Here is a 20,714-nt window from a genome sequence, read left to right on the forward strand (position 1 = left end):
CCTCTTCCTCAGCTCACGCGCTCGGCCGCGCGCGACGCGCTCAGCTGCTCCGCGGCCTTGCGGGCACCGCGTACGGCGAGCGCGACGCTCATGAGCGTCGGGTTCATCGTGTTGGCCGTCGGGATGAGCGCGTTGCCGCCGACCACGAGGTTCTCGGTGCCCCAGACGCGCGAGTACGGATCGGCCACCGAGGTGCCGTCATCCGTCTCGCCCATGCGCATCGTGCCCATGTAGTGCAGGCTCGAGCCGTTCGGCAGCAGCCTCGGCTCCGCGACGAACGTGCCGAGCGCGCCGCCCGCGCGGCGCAGGTGCTCGGTCGCGAGCGCGATCTCGTCGTTCTCGACGTCGGTGAGCGCGTACTCGATCGTCATGTTCGGGAACCCGCGGTAATCGAGTTCGCCGTCGTCGAAGCGCACGCCGTCCTCGACACGGGGATGCTTGCGCACCCCGTAGCCCATGTTCACGTAGCCCCAGCGGTTCCCGGCGTGCGGGTGGGCCGGGTCGAGCGCGAACGGCGGGTTCTCGGCGTACATGACCTGCAGCGAGAACGGGTGGTCGGGCTCGGAGAACGGGATGCGGTTGACCGCCGCAACCGGATCGGCGGCGTTCTGCGCACGACGGGCGAGCTCGTCGGCGAGCTCCTCGTCGGAGACGAGCTCGCGCATCCGCTCGCCGTCGAGGGCGACGGTGCTGATGACGACGTGATGCTCGGTGAGGTAGCGACCGAGGGCGGCGGGACGGATGCCGGACGCCCACAGCAGCTGCGGCGAGCGGAAGGCGTCTGCGGCGACGACGACGAGATCCGCCGGGATGACAGAGGTCTCGCGAGTGCGCAGGCCCTCGACCGCGACGCCGGTCACGACCCCGTTCTCGTGCTCGATGCGACGGACGAGGGTCAGATCGCGCAGCTCGAAGCGCTCCGACTCGGGCGTGCCCGGCTCGATGAGCGGACCGAGCACGACGTCGGCACCGGCCCAGACCATCGTTCCGTCGGGCTGCGGGTCGCCGGCGACGGGCAGCGTGCCGACGCCGTAGCCCGCGGGCAGCCTCGCGCCGAACTCGCGATCGAGCAGGGTCCGGATGCCGGCCCCGATCGCCGAGTCGGCGAACGCGGCGCCCTGCACGTGCAGCAGGCGCTCGGCCTCCGAGATGAGGTCGTCCCACTCCTCGTCCGGGATGAACGGCACCTTCTCGCTGAAGGCGGGCGCCGGTGTCGCGCACGTCCAGTGGGCGCCCTGGCCGCCGACGTTCGTGGCGGCCGCGACCGCGGGGAAGGTCGCGGCGTGCGCCGAGCCCTCACCGCCGAAGTCGAGCAGGAACGTGCCGCCGCGGGCGGTGAACATGCCCTCGACGACGGCTCCGGCCGGGATGCCCAGCGACTCGCGGTACGCGCCCGACTGCGGGCCCTGCGACATCTCGCGCGCCCGCTCCTTCTCGGCGGGGTCGACGATGTTGCGCACGCTGGCGCCCGGGCGCTCGGTCAGCTGCGGACCGGCCTCGAACATGACGACGCGGAGGTCGGGCGACGACTCGAGCAGCACCCGCGCGTACGCGGAGCCGATCGGGCCGCTGCCGACGACGACGACGGTGGGTGGGGTGGACATGCGGGCTCCTTCGAGGGACATCGCGCCTACGCGGCTTCGGGTTCGGGCACGGCGACGGCGACGGCGACGGCGACGGCGCCGCCCATGGTCGGGTCGGGGTGGTCGGAAAGCCGCCGGTTCGGCAGCAGGGCGGCGGCGACGACGCCGATCGCGTAGGTGACGGCGAGGCCGGCGAAGATCGGCGCGAACACGCGGTGGTAGATCTCCGCGACCTGCGCCTGCAGCTCGGGCGCGGCGGCATGGGCCACCGCCGGCGTCAGGGTCGCGGCATCCAGTCCGCCGGGTAGAAGGGCGGCGACGCCGAGACCGATGAGCGCGCCGATGATCGCGGTGGCCACGGTCGAGCCGACCTGGCGGACGAGGTTGACCGTCGCCGTGATCGTGCCGGTGTCGCGGGTCGGTGCCGCGCTCTGCACGACGGCGACGATGAGGCTCATGAAGGCGCCGGTGCCGAGTCCGACGACGGCCATGACGGTCATCGGCACCCACAGCGGCAGGCCGCCGGGCAACAGCGCCATCACGGCGAGCCCGGCTGCCCCGATCGCCGTGCCCGCTATGGGGTACGGACGGTAGTGGCCCGTGCGGCTGACGAGCCATCCGGTCGCGAGGTTGGCGACGAGCATCCCGAACACCGTCGCGATCGGCACGAGACCGGACACCGTCGCGCTGGTCCGGTACGCCATCTGGAAGTACGTCGGCAGGTATGCGGTGATCGAGAAGAGCCCGACGCCGACGATCGCCGAGACGACCGTGCCGGCGGCGATCGTGCGGTCGGCGAAGAGCCGCAGCGGCACGATCGGCGCGGGCGTGCGCAGCTCGACGACGAAGAAGACGACGAGGGCCAGGATGCCGGCGGTGAGGGCCAGGATGCTGCCCGGGCCGCGGCTTCCCATCCACGTGACGGCGAGCACGACTGCGACGAGCGCGATGGTCAGGGCCACGGAGCCGGCGATGTCGAAGCGCTCGGCTTCGCCCGGCTCGAGGTGCGGCACGGCGATGATCGCGAACGCGAGCGCCATAAGCCCCACGGGCACGTTCACCCAGAACACCCACGGCCACCCCCAGTAGTCGGTGATCAGCCCGCCGAGCACGGGGCCGATGAGGATGGCGATGGGGAACGCGGCGCCGATGATCGCGAGGTACTTCGGCCGCTGGATCGGGGTGGTCGTCTTGGCGACGATCGTCTGCGACATCAGCTGGAGGCCTGCAGAGCTCATGCCCTGCACGACCCGGGCCGCGATCAGCCAGCCGAAATCACGGGCGAAGCCGCAGCCGACCGACGCGAGGATGAATACGGCCAGCGAGGCGAGGAAGACAGCGCGCGGGCCGATCCGGTCGCCGAGGCGCCCGAGGACGGGCAGCAGCACGGTGCTCGCCAGCGTGTAGCCGACGACGATCCAGCCCATCTGCTCGAGCGCGCCGAGCTGGCCGGCGACCGTGGCGAGGGCCGTGGTCACGACCGTGTTGTCCAGCGCTCCGAGGAACGAGACGGTCAGGAGCGATGCGACGAGGAGGCGGAATCTCAGCGGTGATAGCGGCATGGTGTCACCCGATCGATCGGGCATCGACGTGACCTGCTGTGCCCTCACGCGACCTCGCGCAAGGAACGGGCCGTCGGCCCCAACGTCACGTCGATTCTATGCCGACTTCTGTCATAAATCAACTAAAGCGAGAGGACCACAGCTCTTCGATCGGGATGCTGCGCCCTGTGATGTTCTCCGCCGCCCGGTGTCCCGAGAGCAGCGCCGCCGCGACGGTTGCGGGATCGTCGGTCCACGTCGCCTCTCCGGCGAGGTGCAGGACTCCTCCGACCGGGGTGGCGAGATCATCGTGATCGGCGGTCGTCGAACCCACCGTCATGTAGGCGTAGGAGCCCCGGGCGAACGGGTCGTCCTGCCAGGCCGTGAGGTGGATGCGCGTCGGCTCCGGCACCGCATCCCCGAACAGCCGGCGCAGCTGCTCGAGCACGGAGGCGGCCACCTGATCCGGTGTCCACGTGCGCGTCTCGATCGCCGCGGGACCGGCGGCGAACGTCAGCAGCGTCGGCTCGCCGTGCACCGCTGTCAGGTCGTACCACGAGTGCCACCGACGCCCCTCGGGCCCCTGTTGGCGGATCGCGTAGACGTCGGCGTCCCAGAAGACCGCCGGGAACCGCAGGAAGACCTTCTCGAAGGCGTTCATCCTCAGCCTGCCGAGAGCGCCGGCGACCGGCTCTGGCAGCGCGGGCGCGATCACGAACTCGCCGGACTGCAGCACGCCCACCGGCACGGTGATCACGACCTCGTCCGCCGTGAAGCCGCCGCGGGCGGTCGTCACGGTCGCTCCGGCCCCCCAGTCGACGCGCGACACGACGTGTTCGAGACGGATGTCGAGCCCCTGCGCCAGCGCGATCGGCAGCGCGTCGTAGCCATCGGGGAAGACGACCTCGTCGCCGGCGATCGAGTCGTCGTCGAGGCCGTGGGCCGCCAGATGCTCGATCCAGGCGCCGTATTGCTCCTCGGTGCGGTGCTCGAGGTACTCGCGCACACGCTGCGCCCGCTCGTCGTCCCAGTCGTGTCGTGCGATGGCCGTCTCGGTCACGTCGCGGTACGACGCGTCCGGCGCAGATGCGGCGACCACCTCGAGCAGCGTGGCGTCGACGGCGTGGATGTCGTCCGCGAACGCCGCGGCCTCGGCATCCGTCAGCCGCGCGCCGTCCGGGCCGTAGGAGGCGATCGGGCGGCTGTCGGGCTGGTACCCGCCGACCGTGAACTCCGTCATCCGCATGCCGAACGCCTCCGCGGCCGCGGCCACCGGGCTGTCGGCGATGCCGTGGATCCACGAGGCGCCGAGATCGGTCGCGACCCCGTCGGCGCGGTCCGTCCAGACGCGGCCGCCGACGCGGTCGCGGGCCTCCAGCACGACGACGCGCCGCCCGGCCTTCGTCAGCAGCCGGGCTGCGGTCAGGCCGGCGACGCCGGCGCCCACCACGATCGTGTCGACGTGTTCCATGACTCGATCATGGCCGCGAGACGGGGAGGCCGCCGCATCCACCGGATGCAGCGGCCCCGCTTCGTGCGTCAGGCAGTCTCAGGAGACGACCGCGAATCCGCCGGTCCAGGCGATCTGCTCGCGCACGGCGAGCACCATCTGCAGGAAGCCGAACGCCTCGAGCTCGCGAGCGCGCTTCAGGGAGCCGGCATCCGCCACGGCGAGGCCGCCCGCCTCGACGAAGCCGCGGACGAGCGCCTTGGCCTCGTCGTCGTCGCCCGCGAGGATCACGCGCGTGGGCGCGTCACCGACAGCGCCGCTGGCGAGGGATGCCGCGAAGTTGGTGTTGAACGCCTTCACGATGCGGGCGCCCGGAAGGAGCGTTGCGAGCTCCTGCGCGGCGGAGCCGTCGGCCGGGACGACGAGCCCGTCGAACGTCTCGAAGTCGACCGGGTTCGAGATGTCCACGACGACCTTGCCGTCGAGCTGCGCGCCGTAGACGCCCGCGAGCTCGGCGAGGGCGGGGTACGGCACCGCCAGGACGACCACATCGCCAGTCAGGGCATCCCCGACCGTCGCCGCCGTGCCGCCCACCTGGGCCGCCAGCTGCGCGGCGCGCTCGTCACGACCGACGATCTGCACGGCCGCGCCGCCCTTGGCCGCGATGCCCGCGATCGCCGATCCCATGTTCCCCGCTCCGATGACGGTGACTGTGCTCATGTCGTTCTCGCTCTCTTGTAGAAGTTGTTGTAGAGGCAACTACAGTGTTCAAGCGAGTTGCCGGGGAAACTATTCCCGGTTGCTGGGAGACTGTCGGCATGTCTTTCCAGGTGCCCCGGATGGACGCGCTCGAGTCGCGAGCGTGGCTCGCGATCATCGGCACCGCCGAACTCCTGCCGGCGGCCCTCGACGCGCAGCTGCAGACCGAGGGCGACATGACCCACTTCGAGTTCATGGTGCTGACGGCGCTCCGCCAGACCGGCCCGATGCGGATGACGCAGCTCGCCGCGGCCGCGAACGCGACGCTCCCCCGCCTGTCGAAGGTCGTCACGCGCCTCGAGACCCGCGGGCTCGTCGAGCGGGCGAGCGGGGAGGGCGACGGGCGCGCCGTGTCCGTGTCGCTGACCGGCGACGGGCGCCGCGCGCTCGTGCGCGCGACGCCCGGTCACATCGAGCGCGTGCGGGAATTGGTGATCGACCGGCTCACCGCCGAGCAGCTGGAGGCCGTGGCATCCGCCCTTGAACCGGTCGTCGAGGCGCTCGACCCGCACCACCGTTTCGGGCCCGCCGCACGCTGAGGATCAGGCCGCCCCGAACTCCGCGCGGTGGTCGCGCGCCCACTGCGCGAGCGTGCGGCCGGGATGCCCCGTCAGAGGTGTGACCGGACGCACCCGGTCAGGGGTCGCGAGGGTATCCCTCCAGTAATCGAGGAGCATGCTGACGATCGGCGTCGGGATGAACTCCGCCGCCTCGGCGCGGAACTCGTCGGGCGTGATCTCGACGAGCGGGATGCTGCGCCCGATCGCCTCCGCGATCGCCGCGACCTGCTCGACCCGCGTGAGCGCCTCGGGGCCGGTGATCGCGATGGCCTGGCCGACCCACTCGTCCGACCGCAGGGCCGCGACGATCGCGTCCGCGACGTCGGCCTCATGGATCGGCGCCTGCGCCGACTGCACGTACGGCGCTCGGATCGGGTAGCCGGCCGAGATGGCGTACGCCCAGGACAGCAGATTGTTGGCGAACGTGCCCGGCCGCAGGATCGTCCAGACGTCCGTGCGCGAGGTCACGGCGGCCTCGACGGCGGCGTGGTGCACCTGGCTCGCCGAGCCATGGTCGCGCGGGAACTCCTCCGCGGCGGCGAGCGACGAGAGGACGACGAACCTGTCGACACCCGCCGCTGAAGCGGCCCCGACGAAGGTGTCGACGCCGTCGGACGGGAACACGAACGCGCGGTCGACACCGTCGAAGACCCGGCCGTCGAGCGTGGTGGCATCCGTCATGTCACCCGCCACGACGTCGACGCCTGCGATCAGGGCGGCCCGCTGCGGATCGCGGGTGAGCGCGCGCACCGGCTCGCCCGAGCCGACGAGGGTGGCGATCACGTGACGGCCGACGGCGCCCGTGGCGCCGGTGATGAGGATGGTCATGTCGCACCTTCTCTTCAGGGAGGGGTCTGGATGTGGTCCACTCTTCCGAAAGATCAGGACGAATCCTGTCCTGATCTCGCCGAGAATGAGGACATGTCCGAAACCTCTCCGACGAGCCGCGCCCTGCAGCTGCTCGAGCTGCTGCAGGCGCGCCGATTCTGGCCGGGTCCGGAGCTGGCTGAGCGCCTCGGCGTCACCGAGCGAACCCTCCGGCGCGATGTCGACCGGCTGCGCGCGATCGGCTACAGCGTCGCGGCGCGCCGAGGCCCCGATGGCGGCTACGAGCTCTCCACGGGAACGGAGCTCCCGCCCCTCGTCTTCACACCCGACGAGGCGATGGCGCTCGCCGCGGCGGCCGCTTCGGCCGCAGCGGGCGGGACGAGCGGCGAGGTGACGCTCACCGCACTGGCGAAGCTCGAGCAGGTCATGCCGCAAGGCGCGCGCGGCCGGGTACGGGCGCTGCGGGCTGCCGTGTCACTCGGAGCCGCACCGGACACGCCTCCGCTCGACGCGTCCGTCCTCGCCGCGCTCGCGCTCGCGTGTCGTGACGGGGAGCGGATGCGGCTGCGTCATGTCTCCGGCCCGTCGACGTCCGGTGAGGGGGACGGCGAGGAGAGCACACGTCGCGTCGAACCCGTCGCGCTCGTCCCGCGGCACGGCCGCTGGTACCTCGTCTGCTGGGACCTCGACCGCGAGGACTGGCGCGTGCTGCGGGTCGACCGCATCCGTCGCGCCGACGCCACCGGGCTGCGCTTCACACCCCGTCGCGTGCCGGGCGGAGACGCGGCGGCGTTCGTCGAGGAGAGGATGCGGGCCCAGCCGCTGCACGCGGCGACCATCCGCATCGCGGCGCCGATCACCGACGTCACGGCACGGATGGCCGGGTACGCCCGCGACTTCTCCCCTGTCGCCGGCGACGCGCAGGCCACGGACTGGCGCATCGCGGACGTCCGGCTCGAAGTGCTCGCCGGCGCCCTGCTCTGGCTCGTGTGGCCGTTCCGGGTGCTCGACTCGCCGGAGCTGTCGGCCCTTCTGCGCGAGCGCTCCGCGCGCTTCGCCGCCGCTGCCGACTGAGGTCGGATTGACGCCGCACACCTGCCGGGTGTCCGCGGGCAGGTCTAACGTGTGAACCATGGCCGACGCTCGCACACAGCGGCTGGTGCTGCTCATCGCCATCCTCGCGTCGTTCGTGGCGTTCCTCGACGGCACGGTCGTCAACGTCGCCCTTCCGGCGATGCAGCGGGAACTCGGCGGCGGCATGGTCACCCAGCAGTGGGTGGTGGATGCCTACTTCATCACCCTCGGGTCGCTCATCCTCGTCGCAGGCTCGCTCAGCGACGTGTTCGGCCGCATCGTCATCATGCGGGTCGGCCTCGTGATCTTCGGCGCGGCATCGGTGGCGATCTTCCTGGCCCCCGATCCGCTGTTCCTCGTGATCTGCCGTGCGATCCAGGGTGTCGGCGGGGCCTTCCTCGTCCCGAGCTCGCTGGCGCTCATCACGACGTACTTCCGCGGCCCCGCGCAGGCGCGCGCGATCGGAATCTGGACGGCTGCGACCACAGCCGCGCTCCTGGTCGGCCCCGTGATGGGCGGCCTGTTCGTGGACTTCCTGACCTGGCGCCTGGTCTTCCTCATCAACGTGGTGCCGATCGCGGTGACGCTGTGGCTGCTCGCCATCCTCCGCGAGCGTGACGTGCGCAAGCCGGGATCGAGGGTCGACTGGGGCGGTGCAGCACTGTGCACGATCGGCCTCGGAGGGACCGTCTACGCGTTCATCGAGCAAGGGAACCTCGGATGGAGCAGCCCGGCGATCTGGGGATCGATGACCATCGGCATCTTGGCGCTGATCGGCTTCATCGTGCGCCAGGCGACGGCCAAGCAGCCGATGATGCCTCTCGAGCTGTACCGGGTGCGGAACTTCTCCGCGGGCAACATCACGACGCTCTTCGTTTACGGCGCGCTGGCGCTGAACGGCCTCGTCGTGACCGTGTACCTGCAGCAGGGCGCCCACCTGTCGGCGACCCTTGCGGGGCTGACGACGATCCCGGTCACGATCATCATGATCTCGCTGAGCTCGCTGATCGGCGGCTTGAGCGGTCGGTGGGGGCCGCGCATGTTCATGACCATCGGGCCCGCCCTCATGGCCGTCGGGTTCGCACTCCTGCTCACGGTCTCGGAGAACTTCGACTACTGGACCCAGGTGCTGCCCAGCACGATCCTGACCGGTCTCGGCCTCGTCATCACGGTGGCACCGCTCACGTCGGCGATCCTCGGCTCGATCGACCCGGCGCGCTCCGGCATCGCGTCGGCCGTCAACAACGCCGTCGCGCGCATCGCGGGCCTCATCTGCATCGCTCTGCTGGGCGTCATCACCAGTGGAGTGCTCGACCTGGCCGGCTTCCATCGTGTGGCCGTGTTCACCGCCGTGCTCATGGCGGCCGGCGCCGTGACGTCGTTCATCGGAATCCGCAATCCGGTGCATGCCGCAGCCGGCCAGGCATCCCCCAATGGGGAGCAGCCCGCAGCCGGCAAGGCATCCCCCACAGAGCAGCCCGCTGCCGAGCGTCCGGCGACCGGGGGCTCCGTCCCCGAGAGCTGACCGCGCAGGGTCGGGGCGGCGGCGATCTCCACCGATCAATGTCACTGCTTCGGACCGGCAAGTGGGCCGTTCACGCTTTGAGCGTCGTTGTCATTTCGTTATCGTATTTATGTTCTATATCGTAGCGCTCATGGTACCTTTAGTTATGCGATTCTTCTTCGAGCTTGAGCGTCAGGTCGACATCCTGCGCGCAGCCCTCGGAGACGAGGTGGATGCGGCGGCTTGCCCCGCGGCAGTGCTGCTCCTGACCGACGACGCGGTCATCCGCGTGTTGGAAGCGGCAACGGCGCTCGTGAAGGCCGGAGAGGCGGTGAGGATCGCTGCCGCCGGTGTGGCCGCCGGCCGCTCCCCTCGCGCTGCGGGGCACCAGGGTCTCGCACAGACCCGGGGCCATCGCTCCCCCGTCGCGCTCGTGCAGGAGATCACCGGGTCGACGCGCGCGGACGCCGCCAAGCACGTGCGTCTTGGGCAAGCACTCCTGCATGCGGGACTCGTGGATGCGGAGAGCCGAATCGATTCCGCGGCCGCATCGCCGACCGACTCCGAGATTCCTGGCACGCCTTCCATTCCCGGGAGCGAACGGCCATGGCATGCCGCCCTGAGCGACGCGATGATGCGCGGAACGATCACCTCGACTCAACAGGACGTGATCTTGCGGGGACTGGGCGAGCCGCCCTCGTGCGACACCCCCGCCGCCTGCGTGGGCGATGACGGCGCCCGCACCGATGGAGACGTGTGCAACGAGCACCGGGGCGCCTCCGCACGGCATGCCTGGGCCGCCGCCGCGGAACAGCTCATCGACGAGGCGTCCACACGGACGGCCGAGGAGTTGGGCAAGGCTGCGCGCACGATCCGCGACATGCTCGATCCCGAAGGCGCGCAGCGCCGGTTCGACGAGCGGTTCGAGGGGCGCTCCTTCCACACCTGGACGGATGGGGACGGCATCCATCACGGGTCGATCAGGTTCGACGACCTCGGCCATGCGTGGCTTCGTGCCGTCCAGGACACCGCCCTGCGGCCGCGTCGAGGAGGACCGCGTTTCGTCGACCCCGACGAGAAGGCGAAGGCCGACGAACTCGCAGCAGATCCGCGCACGAACGACCAGCTCGCCTACGACCTCCTGTTGGACACGCTTCGCGCCGGCTCCCTCGCCGATGCCGCCACCGTCTTCGGAACGCGCCAGGCGGGCGTCCGAGTCATCATCACTGCCGACGCCCTCAGAAGAGCGGACGGGAGCACCCGCGATACCGAGCGCTCCGCCGACGACCTCGGAGCAGATGCGGGAATCGCTGTGCTCGAAGAAGGTGGAACGCTCCCCGCCTGGCTCGCACGGCAGCAGGCCTGCAGCATCGGGAGCGTCGAATGCGCGCTGGACGGGTCCGGCAACCCCCTCTACCTCGGTCGAGAGGTCCGAACGTTCTCATCGAAACAGAACATCGCGCTCGCTATCCGGGACGGCGGATGCCGGTGGCCCGGCTGCGACCGACCACCCGCGTATGGCGAGGCCCACCACATCGACCGATGGGTCGACGGCGGCCGCACGGATATTGACCGGGGCATTCTGCTCTGCAGGTTCCACCACATGAATCTGCACCACGGCGGCTGGCGCATCACCCGGCATGGACCGGGGCCCTTCCTTCTGCATCCGCCCCGCGGAGCGGATCCGATCGTGCTCGGCACACCGATCGAGCGGCGATACGTCTACGGCGATCTTCAACCACCGCCCCTCCGATTCCGGCCGGCCGCATGAGATCGACCTCAGCCGATGCGGTCGCGCGCCTCCGCCTGGCGGCGCAGCTCCATCCGGGCGAGCGAGTTCTTGTGGACCTCGTCGGGGCCATCGGCCAGGCGCAGCGTGCGGATCGCGGCGTGCATCTCTGCGAGCGGGAAGTCCTGCGAGACCCCGCCGGCCCCGAACAGCTGGATCGCGTCGTCCAGGATGCCCTGCACCACCTTCGGGGTCGCGATCTTGATCGCCTGGATCTCGGTGTGCGCACCGCGATTGCCGACCGTGTCCATGAGCCATGCGGTCTTCAGAACGAGCAGCCGCAGCTGCTCGACGTGGACGCGGGCGTCGGCGATCCAGTCCCGGACGACCCCTTGCTCCGACAGCGCGCGGCCGAAGGCGACGCGACTGTCCGCCCGCTCGCACATCAGCTCGATCACCCGCTCGGCCATCCCGATCGCACGCATGCAGTGGTGGATCCGTCCCGGCCCGAGCCTCGCCTGCGCGATCGCGAACCCCATCCCCTCGCCCGCGATGAGATTCGACGCCGGGACGCGGACGTCCTCGAACAGCACCTCGGCATGCCCGCCGTGCTCGTGGTCGTCGTAGCCGAACACCTGCATCCCGCGCACCACCGTCAGTCCCGGCGTATCGCGCGGCACGAGGATCTGCGACTGCTGCCGGTGCCGCTCGGCCGCCGCATCCGTCTTGCCCATCACGATGAAGATCGCCGCATTCGGATTCATGGCGCCGGTGATGTACCACTTGCGACCGTTGATCACGTAATGGCCGCCGTCTCGGACGATCGAGGTCTCGATGTTCGTCGCATCCGACGAGGCGACATCGGGCTCCGTCATCGCGAACGCGGAGCGGATCTTCCCCCACAGCAGCGGCTCGAGCCACCGCCGCTGCTGCTCGTCGGTGCCGAACTCGCTGAGCACTTCCATGTTGCCGGTGTCGGGCGCCGCGCAGTTGACCACGGCGGGGGCCAGTGCCGGCAGCCTCCCCGTGATCTCCGCCAGCGGCGCGTACTGGAGATTCGTGAGCCCGGCGCCCCCGTCGCCGGGCAGGAAGAGGTTCCACAAGCCTCGCGCCTGCGCCTCGGCCCGCAGCTCCCGCAGGATGGGCGCGGAGTCCCACGCCCACCGGTCTTCCAGCTCCGCGAGCTGGCGGCGGAACGTGTGCTCGGCGGGCTCCACGCGCTCGTGCATGAAGTCGAGCAGCGCCTCCCGCACCTCGATCGTGCGGTCGTCGAACTGGAAGTCCATGGGTCCTCCGGATGGGTCAGTCGAGGGCGTCGAGCCCGGTGCGCAGCAGCGGCTCGACGAGCTCGCCGATGCGGTCGAAACCGGCGCCGACGGTCTGACCGTGCCGGTACCGGTAATGGATGCCTTCCAGGATCCCCGCCGCCTTGTACGACGCGAGCCCGAGATAGAAGCCGAACCGCGACAGGTCGCGATCGCTGCGGGATGCGTAGCGGTCGACCACCTCCGCCTCGGAGAGGAAACCCGGCGCGAGGTTGGCATCCGCAACGACGGGGCCCGCGGCGGCCGCGATCCGCCCGTAGACGATCATGAGCGCGAGGTCGGTCAGCGGATCGCCGAGCGTCGCCATCTCCCAGTCGATGACCGCGGCCGGCCGATCGCCGGCGTCGATCAGCACGTTGTCGAGCCGATAGTCGCCGTGCACGATGCCGACCGCCCCTTCGTGCGGCACATCGGCGGCGAGCCGGCGGTGCAGCTCGTCGGCGTCAGGCAGATCGCGGCTGCGGGAGGCGTCGAGCTGCTTCTTCCACCGGGCCACCTGCCGGGCGAGGAACCCGTCCGGCCGCCCGAAGTCGCCGAGGCCGACGCCATCCGGAACGATCGCGTGCAGGTCGGCGAGCGTGTCGACCACCCGCGTCGAGATCGCCCGCGTGCGCTCCGCGCCGAGCGCCTCGAGCTGCGCAGCGCGGGTGTAGACCGTGCCCTCGATCCGCTCCATCACGTAGAAGGGGGCTCCGACCACGGCATCGTCATCGCAGAGCGCCAGCATGCGCGGCACCGGGACCGCGCTTCCCTGCAGCGCCGACATCACCCGGTACTCGCGGGCCATGTCGTGCGCGGTCGCGAGGACGTGCCCGAGCGGCGGCCGCCGGACGATCCACCGCCCGGTGCCGTCCGTCACGTCGTAGGTGAGGTTCGACCTGCCCCCCGCGATGAGGGTCGCCGTCAGCTCGCTACCCGCGCCGGGAACGGCATCGGCCAGCCACGGGCCGAGCCGGGAGAGGTCGAGGCCGGGAGGATCCTCACCCACGGGTCGTACCGAGCGTCTCACCGGTGCCGAGGGTCGCGCCGCCGTCGATGACGACGGTCTGACCCGTCATCCATCCCGCGTCGTCCGACAGCAGGAATGCGACCACGCCGCCGACGTCGTCCGGAACCCCGAGCCGCCGCAAAGGATACGCCTTCGACACCTCGGCCTCGCGACCCTCGTACAGCGCGCGCGCGAAGGTCGTCTTCACGACCGCGGGCGCCACGGCGTTCACCCGGATGCCGGGCGCGAGCTCGAACGCCAGCTCCTCCGTCAGGTGCTTCAGGGCGGCCTTGCTGACGCCGTACATCGCGATCATCGGCGCGGGCTGGATGGCGGCGACCGAGGCCACGTTGACGATCGCGCCGCCGTGCGCCCCCATCCACGCCGCGTGCACCTTCTGCACCCACGCGAGCGCCGCCAGGACGTTGACCTCGAGGATCTTGCGCGCCGTCCCGAGGTCGAGGTCGAGGAGCGGCCCGTACGCCGGGTTGATGCCGGTGTTGTTGACGAGCAGGTCGACGCTGCCGAACGCGTCGAGGGCCGTGCCGATGACCTCGTCCTGGTGCGCGGGGTCGTCCGCCTTGCCCGCGACGAACCGGGCGCTCGCCCCCAGGGACGTCGCCGCCTCACGCAGATCGTCCTCCCCGCGCGCCGTGATGACGACATGGGCACCCTCGTCGACGAGCCGGCGGGCGATGGCGAAGCCGATCCCGCGGCTCGCGCCCGTGACGATCGCGGTCTTGCCGCTGAAGCGTGGACTCATGGTTCGAGGATGCCGTTCCGCCGCCTCCCCGTCTACGTGTCGCGCTGGACGGGGGCGCGGCGCGGCGGGATGCTGGGACCATGAGCGCTTTCCAGACAGCCGGCGTGTTCAGCGGCTTCAGCGTCGACGACATCGACGCCGCACGACACTTCTACCGCGAGACCCTCGGCCTCGACGTCCGGGACAACCCGATGGGCTTCCTCGACATCCATCTGCCGCGCGGCGGCGTGATCCTCGTCTACGCCAAGCCGGACCACACCCCGGCGAGCTTCACGGTCCTGAACTTCCCGGTCTCGGACGTCGAGGCGGCCGTCGACGACCTCAACGAGCGCGGCGTCGTGACGAAGATCTACACCGACCCCGACTACGGCACCGACGCCAAGGGCATCCTGCACGGCGAACCCGGTCGCGGGCCCGACATCGCGTGGTTCACCGACCCGGCCGGCAACGTGCTGTCGGTGCTCGCCGAAGGCTGAGCGAGGAACCCGGAATGTCTGCACACGATGGCCTGATCGATCCCGCCGGCAACGGGGTCGAGGAGCTCGACGCCGAGGAGTGCTGGCGCCTCCTCACGCTCGGCAAGGTCGGCCGCCTCGCCGTCGTCGGCCACGACGGGCATCCCGACCTGATGCCGCTCAACTACCTCGCCCACGACGGCTCCCTGTACTTCCGCACCGCGCCGGGCGGCAAGCTCCAGAGCATCGAGGCGCATCCGGAGGTCGCCTTCGAGATCGACGGACAGGATGCGCGGCGCCGCTGGAGCGTCGTCGTCCGCGGTTCGGCCCGCCGCCTGACCGACCCCGCCGAGATCGACGCATCCGGGATCGCCCACCTCATGTCGTGGAGCCCGACGACGAAGCAGGAGTTCGTGCGCGTCGACCCGTCCACCGTCTCCGGCCGGCGCTTCGCCAAGCGGTTCGAGACGACGACCGACTCCCGCGGCGACGCCGCGGGAGAGGTGCAGGAGTTCACCGACCACGACGGTGTGCTGCCGAAGCCGTGGCCGATTCCGCATCACCCCCCGGCCGGGCAGGGCGCTTGAGCATCGCCGCTGGACGCACGCGACGGGATCATGTGCGCTCTCTGAGAGAGCGCGTGCTGGCATGAACCGGGGAGGTGGCATGGGCGAGCCGCTGCCGGCGCTGCTGTACGTCGAGGACGACGCGGACATCGCGGAGATGACGGTCGAGGTGCTGTCCGACGCGTACCGCGTCGACCACGTCATCGACGGGGAGGAGGCGCTGCAGCGCGCCCTGCGCAACCGCTATGACGTGATGGTCGTCGACCGGCGACTGCCCGGTCGAGACGGCGCGAGCCTCGTCGAGGCCATCCGCACCGCACGCATCACGACGCCCATCCTCATGCTCACCGCGCTCGGGACGGTCCCCGATCGCGTGGAGGGGCTGGATGCCGGCGCCAACGACTACCTCACCAAGCCGTTCGACTACGACGAGCTGCTGGCCCGCCTGCGGGCGCTGCGCCGCGGGTTCCAGGCCGAGGGCAGGCGGCGCGAGATCGGCGACTGGATCTACGTCCCCGACTCGTCGTCGGTCCACTCCCCGTCCGGGCTGCGGATGTCGCTGACCGTGACCGAGAACGCGCTCCTCGAGCTGCTGTCCGCCAGCCCCGAGCGCGTCTTCAGCCGCGACGAGATCATGCGCGCGGTCTTCTCGACGGCGGATGGCGAGGGCGCCGTCGACACCTACGTCCACTACATCCGGCGCAAGACCACGCCCGAGATGATCGAGACCGTCCGCGGCCGCGGGTATCGACTCGGGATGCCGACATGACCGACTCCCCCGATCAGCGACGCGTACGGCGCTCGGCGCGGCAGATCGCCCTGTGGACCGGCATCGCATCCGCCGTCGTGCTCGCCGGAGGTGTCGCCATCCTGATCGCGGTGATCCTGCTGACCGCGCGGACCGAAAGCGGGCCACCGGCGCCCGACGGCGACGACCGGCACGGATCGCCCTTCGACCACATCGTGGTCGACGTCGACCGTGTGCTCCCGTGGGTCGTCGCGCTCGGGATCGTCGGCGTGCTGCTGCTCGGGCTCGTCGCCTGGTTCGCGGCCCGCCAGGCTGTCGCGCCGCTCGGCGAGGCGCTGCGCGTGCAGCGGAACTTCCTCGCCGACGCGAGCCACGAGCTGCGCACACCGCTCACCGCGCTCACCAGCCGCGTGCAGATCCTGCAGCGTCGGAACGCGCGCGGCGAGCCCATCGACGACACCCTCGACAAGCTGCGACGGGATACGTCGGCGATGGATGAGATCCTCACCGAGCTCCTGCTGGCCGCGCAGGCCGACAGCGCTCCCGCCAACGGCGAGCCGGCCGACGTCGGACCGGCTCTCGCGGCGGCCGTCGACACCGTGCGGCCCATCGCCGAGGAGGCGGGCGTCGCGATCGACTCGTCCGTGGCCGGGCGGATGGATGTGGTCGTGCCCGCGGTGACCCTCACGCGGCTGTGCGTCGCGCTGCTCGACAACGCGGTGCAGCATTCGCCGCGGGGCGCGGCGGTGGTCGTCACCGCCGACCACGAGGGGCGGCACATGGAGCTGCGCGTCGCCGACAGCGGCTCGGGGATCGCGTCCGCCGATCGTGAGCGGGTGTTCGAGCGCTTCGCGCGGGGAGCCGACACCGGTCGCCGTCGGGGCTTCGGCCTGGGGCTCGCCCTCGTGCAGGACGTCGCGAACCGCTACGGCGGGTCGGTGGAGATCGAGACGACGTCGGCCGCCGGCACGACCTTCCTGCTCACTCTGCCGCTCGCCCGCTGACGTCGGCGTGCGGCCACGTTTCGTCTCGGTCGCTGACGCTCCCTCGCTCAACGACCCGCCCCGCCGTTGAGCGAGCGAAGCGAGACCAAACGCCCCGACCCACACCCGCCCCGCCGTTGAGCGAGCGAAGCGAGACGAAACGCGGCAATCGCTGCGCTGGTCAGGCGCGGGCCTTGTCGATCGCGCTCTGCAGCGACTCGACGTACCCCTGGCTCGTGTAGGTCGCGCCGGAGACCATGTCGATCTGCGCGCTCTGCGCCGTGACCGTCTCGGCGACGAGTTGAGGGAGCGCATAGGAGTTGATCTGCTGGTCCTGGCCGCTCCCGCTCGGATACCGCGGCACATCGACCCGGCTGATCACACCGTTCGACACGGTGATCCTCACCTGCACCGGGCCGTACGGCGTTCCGGCCGACCCACCGGTGTAGGTGCCGTTCTTGAGCCCGCTCGACGCCTGGCTGGACGTGCCGCTCGAGGAGCTCGACCCGTCCGACGATCCGGAGGAGGCCGTCGGAGCCGGGGACGCCGTCGGAGTCGCCGACGCCGACGGGGTCGCCGACGCCGAGGGGGTCGTGGTGGTCTTCGTTCCGGCGACGATCGGGGATGCGGTGGGCTGGTCGAGCGACGTGCGGTAGCTGAACAGCAGCACCAGCCCCGCGACGGTGGCGAGCACGCTGTAGACGATCTTCTTCATGACGGCTCCTCGGGTCTCAGACGGCGAAGGCTTCGGTGTGGATGCGGTCGGCCCGCACGCCGGCGGCGCGGAGGTCGTGCTCGAGGCTCTTCATCCAGGGAATGGCCCCGCAGATGTAGACGTCGTACGCCTCGATGTCCGGGGCGATGTGCCGCAGCAGTTCCGGGCCGCCCCAGCCGCCGTGGGATGCGGGCAGCCAGGAGGGTCCCTGCGTCGCGCGCTTGCCGGGCAAGGAGTAGTGCACCAGGCCGCGGCGCGACACGAGGCCGGTGATCTCGCGGCTGCGCATGCTGTGCGCTTCTGTATGGTCGCGCGTCACGAGGATCGCCTCGCCGGGCGCATAATCCTCGGCCTCGAGCAGCGCGACGAGCGGGGCGACGCCGGCGCCGGCGCCGAGCATGAGCAGCTTGGTGCCCTGACGGCGTTCCCCCGTCATCCCGCCGTACGGGCCCTCGATCATCACGCGGGTCCCAGGCCGCAGCCGCATGAGCCGGTGCGTGCCCTCACCGACACGGCGCGCCGAGATCACGAGCTCCTCGCTCGTGGGGGCCGCCGAGAGTGAGAAGGGGTGACCCCGCGACCAGCCGGGGCCGTCGAGGAAACGCCAGATGAAGAACTGACCGGGCCGGGCGCGGAGCCCGCGGATGGCGCGTCCCCGCATCCGCACCGCCACGCCGTCCCGTCCGTCGCGCTCCACCTTGACGACCCGCAGCTGGTGGCGTGCGGTGCGCAGCAGCGGCACGGCGATACGGAACCACAGCACGCAGGCTGCCGTCACGGCCCACAGCGTCCACCAGTAGATCGTCGACGTGGGCGACGAGATGAAGTCGGCTCCGGTCCACAGCATGTGCGGGATGGCGAGCCCGACCCCGAGATAGCCGTAGAGGTGGAGGAGGTGCCACGACTCGTAGCGCAGCTTGCGCCGCGCCCGCCGGATCGACGTCGCCACCACGAGGATCAGCAGCAGGGTGCCCGCGGTCGCGAGCAGCATCCCCGGGTAGTCCCACACGAACTGCCACGCCTGCACGAACACGTTGATGTTCGCGGTGATCGAGTACCCGATCGTGGTCAGGATGATGTGCGCGACGAGCAGCCAGAACGACCAGAATCCGACGAGGCGGTGCATCCGCGTGATCTCGTCGCGTCCGAAGCCCCTCTCGAAGAGCGGCACACGCGCCATCAGCAGCACCTGGTACAGCAGCAGGTTCGCCGAGACGAGGCCGGTCAGCCGGCCCAGCGTCGTCCAGGTCGCGCCATCCACGGCCAGCAGCGACTGGATGCCGGCACCGCCGACCCACATCGCGAGCACGATCAGGCTCGTGCCCCAGATCACCGCGATCGCGGCGAGGTTCCAGGCGCGCCGCGCGCCGCCGGCGCGCCTGCGCTCGGGCAGGAGCGGGGGCAGCTCGGACGTCGCAGAGGAGGAGGCGAGAGAAGCCATACCTGGATGCTCGGGTGCCCGGTGACAGAAACCGCTGAGAATCCGGCCACCTCGCCGATCTCACGGAAAGCTCATAGCCGTCACATGGCGAGCGTCGCCCCACCTTGCGGGCGTGGACGGCCACCCTGCGCGCAGGCATGGATAAGGTGGGGCGTGCAGGGCTCCTACGCCCGCCGGGAGGGTCATGGCCGCCGAACCGCAACGTGTGCTGCACGAGCGTGACACCACGGAATCGCCTCTGGTGCGGGTCTGGCACAGCAGCGCAGCCCGTCTCGAGTCGCTCTCCACGCGATGGGCGATCGGGGCTTTCGTCGTGGCCGGCGTCATCACGATCGCCGTCATGTACGGCTCCCGGTGGCCGCTCGCCGGCATCGACCGATCGGTCGGCAACCTCGCCGCGTGGGTCACCTCGGGTCTCGCGGGACTCTCGTTCGCGACCGCGTACATCGTCGAGGCGCGCCGCGGCTACGACTCGTGGCGGCGCAGGCTGCCGCTCGCCAAGCGGGTTCTCGACATCGTGGCGACATCGGTGGCGATGGGGATGCTGTCATACCTCGGCGTGCTGGCGGTCGCGAGCCTCTTCCAGCTGGGCTTCCACGGACTCACGATCGATCCGCTCGGCGGCGCCGCCCTCGCGGGCGCCGCGGCGGCGACGTTCACGTATGTCGCCGTGCTCGCCGGCTCCCGGGTCACCGGCGAGGGCCTGTCGATCCTCGCCACGCTCGTCCTGTTCATCGGCACGATCGGCAGCATGCTCAGCACGCCGGACCAGTCGTGGTGGCAGTGGCACTTCTCGGAGCTGGGCAACAACCACGCCGCATCCGCCTACCGCTTCAACCTCGCCCTCATCCTGACGGGCCTCGTCATCACGGTGCTCGCCAACTACGTGGGTCACGACATCGAGCTGGGTCTGCGCGCCCGGAAGGTGGAGAAGAGGAAGCGGATGCGCCGGGTCCGCCTGTTCTCGTGGCTCTACGCCGGTATCGGCATCTTCATGTCGATCGCCGGGATCGTCACGGACGGCATGAACTTCCCGTTCCACGTCGCGGCCGCGACGAGCATGACGCTGACGGTCGGCGTATTCGTCTACTTCGCGCTGCGCTACCTTCCCGGGCTCCCCCGCGACATCACGGTGTTCTCGCTGCTCGTGCTCGCCGGCACGGCCGTCGCCGTGCTGCTCTGGGTGCCGGTCCACTATTACAACCTCACCGGCATGGAGTTCATCGCGGCCGGTCTCATGTTCGCGTGGCTGATCGTCTTCGTGCGAGCCATCGCCGCGTATGCCCGACCGGGGACGCCGCCGGAATCCGCCTAGAACGCGTCGGTCACGCGGCTGCGTCGCCCGCGGCTCGGGCTGCTCCCCTGCCCGAGGCGGCTTCGGACTGGGCCTCGCTGATCTCGGTGCGCTCGATCAGGGCATCCACGACGTCCGCGGCGACATCCTCGTCAGCGATCCGCTTCGCGTCTTCTTGCTGCTTGACCTCCACGCGCGCCGCCTGCCACGCCGACCAGTGACCTGAGACGAGCGCCCACAGCGACAGCGCGGACACATACACGACGCTGTTGACCCAGTGGGTGGCGATCGAGACGGGGATCATCACGACCCAGAAGATCGCCAGCCAGCCGTTGACGCGACGCATGAAGACCGGGTCTCCCTGCACCATCGCCCACAGAGACTTCATCGTGTTCACTGTTCCTCCTC

Annotated in this window: 20 protein-coding genes; 9 read left to right on the forward strand and 11 right to left on the reverse strand. The window is 70.6% G+C overall.

Annotated features, from left to right (window positions below):
- Positions 1 to 8: 8 nt before the first annotated feature.
- The 4 genes from SM116_RS17830 to SM116_RS17845 form a co-directional block, all read right to left on the reverse strand.
- On the reverse strand, positions 9 to 1,604 hold the full coding sequence (locus SM116_RS17830) for a GMC oxidoreductase (protein WP_320942308.1): 1,596 nt from the start codon (positions 1,602 to 1,604) through the stop codon (positions 9 to 11).
- 26 nt (positions 1,605 to 1,630) lie between these two features.
- Positions 1,631 to 3,145 (reverse strand): MFS transporter, encoded by a 1,515-nt coding sequence (locus SM116_RS17835; protein WP_320942309.1) that lies wholly within the window; start codon positions 3,143 to 3,145, stop codon positions 1,631 to 1,633.
- Positions 3,146 to 3,263: 118 nt separating this feature from the next.
- Entirely contained in the window at positions 3,264 to 4,595 is a 1,332-nt protein-coding gene (locus SM116_RS17840; protein ID WP_320942310.1) for a flavin monoamine oxidase family protein, read from the reverse strand.
- Positions 4,596 to 4,673: 78 nt separating this feature from the next.
- Positions 4,674 to 5,294, reverse strand: a complete 621-nt coding sequence (locus tag SM116_RS17845) for an NADPH-dependent F420 reductase (RefSeq protein ID WP_320942311.1) — start codon at positions 5,292 to 5,294, stop codon at positions 4,674 to 4,676.
- 98 nt (positions 5,295 to 5,392) lie between these two features.
- Here SM116_RS17845 and SM116_RS17850 point away from each other — a divergent pair, with 98 nt between their 5' ends.
- Entirely contained in the window at positions 5,393 to 5,872 is a 480-nt protein-coding gene (locus tag SM116_RS17850) for a MarR family winged helix-turn-helix transcriptional regulator (protein ID WP_320942312.1), read from the forward strand.
- A gap of 3 nt (positions 5,873 to 5,875) precedes the next feature.
- Here SM116_RS17850 and SM116_RS17855 read toward each other — a convergent pair whose 3' ends face one another.
- On the reverse strand, positions 5,876 to 6,721 hold the full coding sequence (locus SM116_RS17855; protein WP_320942313.1) for an NAD(P)H-binding protein: 846 nt from the start codon (positions 6,719 to 6,721) through the stop codon (positions 5,876 to 5,878).
- Between the two features lie 93 nt (positions 6,722 to 6,814).
- On the opposite strand from SM116_RS17855, the gene SM116_RS17860 reads away from it, so the two are divergent.
- From SM116_RS17860 to SM116_RS17870, 3 genes are all read left to right on the forward strand, one after another.
- Entirely contained in the window at positions 6,815 to 7,795 is a 981-nt protein-coding gene (locus tag SM116_RS17860; RefSeq protein ID WP_320942314.1) for a helix-turn-helix transcriptional regulator, read from the forward strand.
- Between the two features lie 58 nt (positions 7,796 to 7,853).
- Entirely contained in the window at positions 7,854 to 9,320 is a 1,467-nt protein-coding gene (locus SM116_RS17865; RefSeq protein WP_320942315.1) for an MFS transporter, read from the forward strand.
- A gap of 109 nt (positions 9,321 to 9,429) precedes the next feature.
- On the forward strand, positions 9,430 to 11,070 hold the full coding sequence (locus SM116_RS17870) for an HNH endonuclease signature motif containing protein (RefSeq protein WP_320942316.1): 1,641 nt from the start codon (positions 9,430 to 9,432) through the stop codon (positions 11,068 to 11,070).
- An 8-nt stretch (positions 11,071 to 11,078) separates the two neighbouring features.
- Here SM116_RS17870 and SM116_RS17875 read toward each other — a convergent pair whose 3' ends face one another.
- The 3 genes from SM116_RS17875 to SM116_RS17885 are packed head-to-tail and all read right to left on the reverse strand — an operon-like array spanning position 11,079 to position 14,104.
- Complete coding sequence (locus tag SM116_RS17875) at positions 11,079 to 12,314, reverse strand: acyl-CoA dehydrogenase family protein (RefSeq protein WP_320942317.1); 1,236 nt, start codon at positions 12,312 to 12,314, stop codon at positions 11,079 to 11,081.
- A gap of 16 nt (positions 12,315 to 12,330) precedes the next feature.
- On the reverse strand, positions 12,331 to 13,341 hold the full coding sequence (locus tag SM116_RS17880; protein ID WP_320942318.1) for a phosphotransferase family protein: 1,011 nt from the start codon (positions 13,339 to 13,341) through the stop codon (positions 12,331 to 12,333).
- The gene (locus SM116_RS17885) at positions 13,334 to 14,104 is read right to left on the reverse strand and encodes an SDR family oxidoreductase (RefSeq protein ID WP_320942319.1); all 771 of its coding nucleotides are present in this window, start codon (positions 14,102 to 14,104) and stop codon (positions 13,334 to 13,336) included. Before SM116_RS17885 ends, SM116_RS17880 begins: the two co-directional genes overlap by 8 nt.
- An 80-nt stretch (positions 14,105 to 14,184) precedes the next feature.
- Between SM116_RS17885 and SM116_RS17890 the strand changes: the two genes are divergently transcribed.
- The 4 genes from SM116_RS17890 to SM116_RS17905 all read left to right on the forward strand — a co-directional run bounded on the left by SM116_RS17890 (position 14,185) and on the right by SM116_RS17905 (position 16,877).
- Entirely contained in the window at positions 14,185 to 14,580 is a 396-nt protein-coding gene (locus tag SM116_RS17890) for a VOC family protein (RefSeq protein WP_320942320.1), read from the forward strand.
- A gap of 14 nt (positions 14,581 to 14,594) precedes the next feature.
- Positions 14,595 to 15,146, forward strand: coding sequence for a pyridoxamine 5'-phosphate oxidase family protein (locus SM116_RS17895; RefSeq protein WP_320942321.1), 552 nt, complete (start codon positions 14,595 to 14,597; stop codon positions 15,144 to 15,146).
- Positions 15,147 to 15,225: 79 nt separating this feature from the next.
- Complete coding sequence (locus SM116_RS17900) at positions 15,226 to 15,894, forward strand: response regulator transcription factor (RefSeq protein ID WP_320942322.1); 669 nt, start codon at positions 15,226 to 15,228, stop codon at positions 15,892 to 15,894.
- Positions 15,891 to 16,877 carry a sensor histidine kinase gene (locus tag SM116_RS17905; RefSeq protein WP_320942323.1) on the forward strand — a complete coding sequence of 329 codons (987 nt, stop codon included), beginning with the start codon at positions 15,891 to 15,893 and terminating at the stop codon, positions 16,875 to 16,877. Before SM116_RS17900 ends, SM116_RS17905 begins: the two co-directional genes overlap by 4 nt.
- A 160-nt stretch (positions 16,878 to 17,037) precedes the next feature.
- Here SM116_RS17905 and SM116_RS17910 read toward each other — a convergent pair whose 3' ends face one another.
- Positions 17,038 to 17,571 (reverse strand): FMN-binding protein, encoded by a 534-nt coding sequence (locus tag SM116_RS17910; protein WP_320942324.1) that lies wholly within the window; start codon positions 17,569 to 17,571, stop codon positions 17,038 to 17,040.
- A gap of 16 nt (positions 17,572 to 17,587) precedes the next feature.
- Positions 17,588 to 19,012, reverse strand: a complete 1,425-nt coding sequence (locus tag SM116_RS17915; RefSeq protein ID WP_320942325.1) for a ferredoxin reductase family protein — start codon at positions 19,010 to 19,012, stop codon at positions 17,588 to 17,590.
- 184 nt (positions 19,013 to 19,196) lie between these two features.
- Here SM116_RS17915 and SM116_RS17920 point away from each other — a divergent pair, with 184 nt between their 5' ends.
- Positions 19,197 to 20,327 carry a DUF998 domain-containing protein gene (locus SM116_RS17920; protein WP_320942326.1) on the forward strand — a complete coding sequence of 377 codons (1,131 nt, stop codon included), beginning with the start codon at positions 19,197 to 19,199 and terminating at the stop codon, positions 20,325 to 20,327.
- A gap of 10 nt (positions 20,328 to 20,337) precedes the next feature.
- Here SM116_RS17920 and SM116_RS17925 read toward each other — a convergent pair whose 3' ends face one another.
- The gene (locus SM116_RS17925; RefSeq protein WP_320942327.1) at positions 20,338 to 20,694 is read right to left on the reverse strand and encodes a hypothetical protein; all 357 of its coding nucleotides are present in this window, start codon (positions 20,692 to 20,694) and stop codon (positions 20,338 to 20,340) included.
- Positions 20,695 to 20,714: the final 20 nt, after the last annotated feature.

The organism is Microbacterium rhizosphaerae (genome assembly GCF_034120055.1).
GTDB classification, from domain to species: domain Bacteria; phylum Actinomycetota; class Actinomycetes; order Actinomycetales; family Microbacteriaceae; genus Microbacterium; species Microbacterium rhizosphaerae.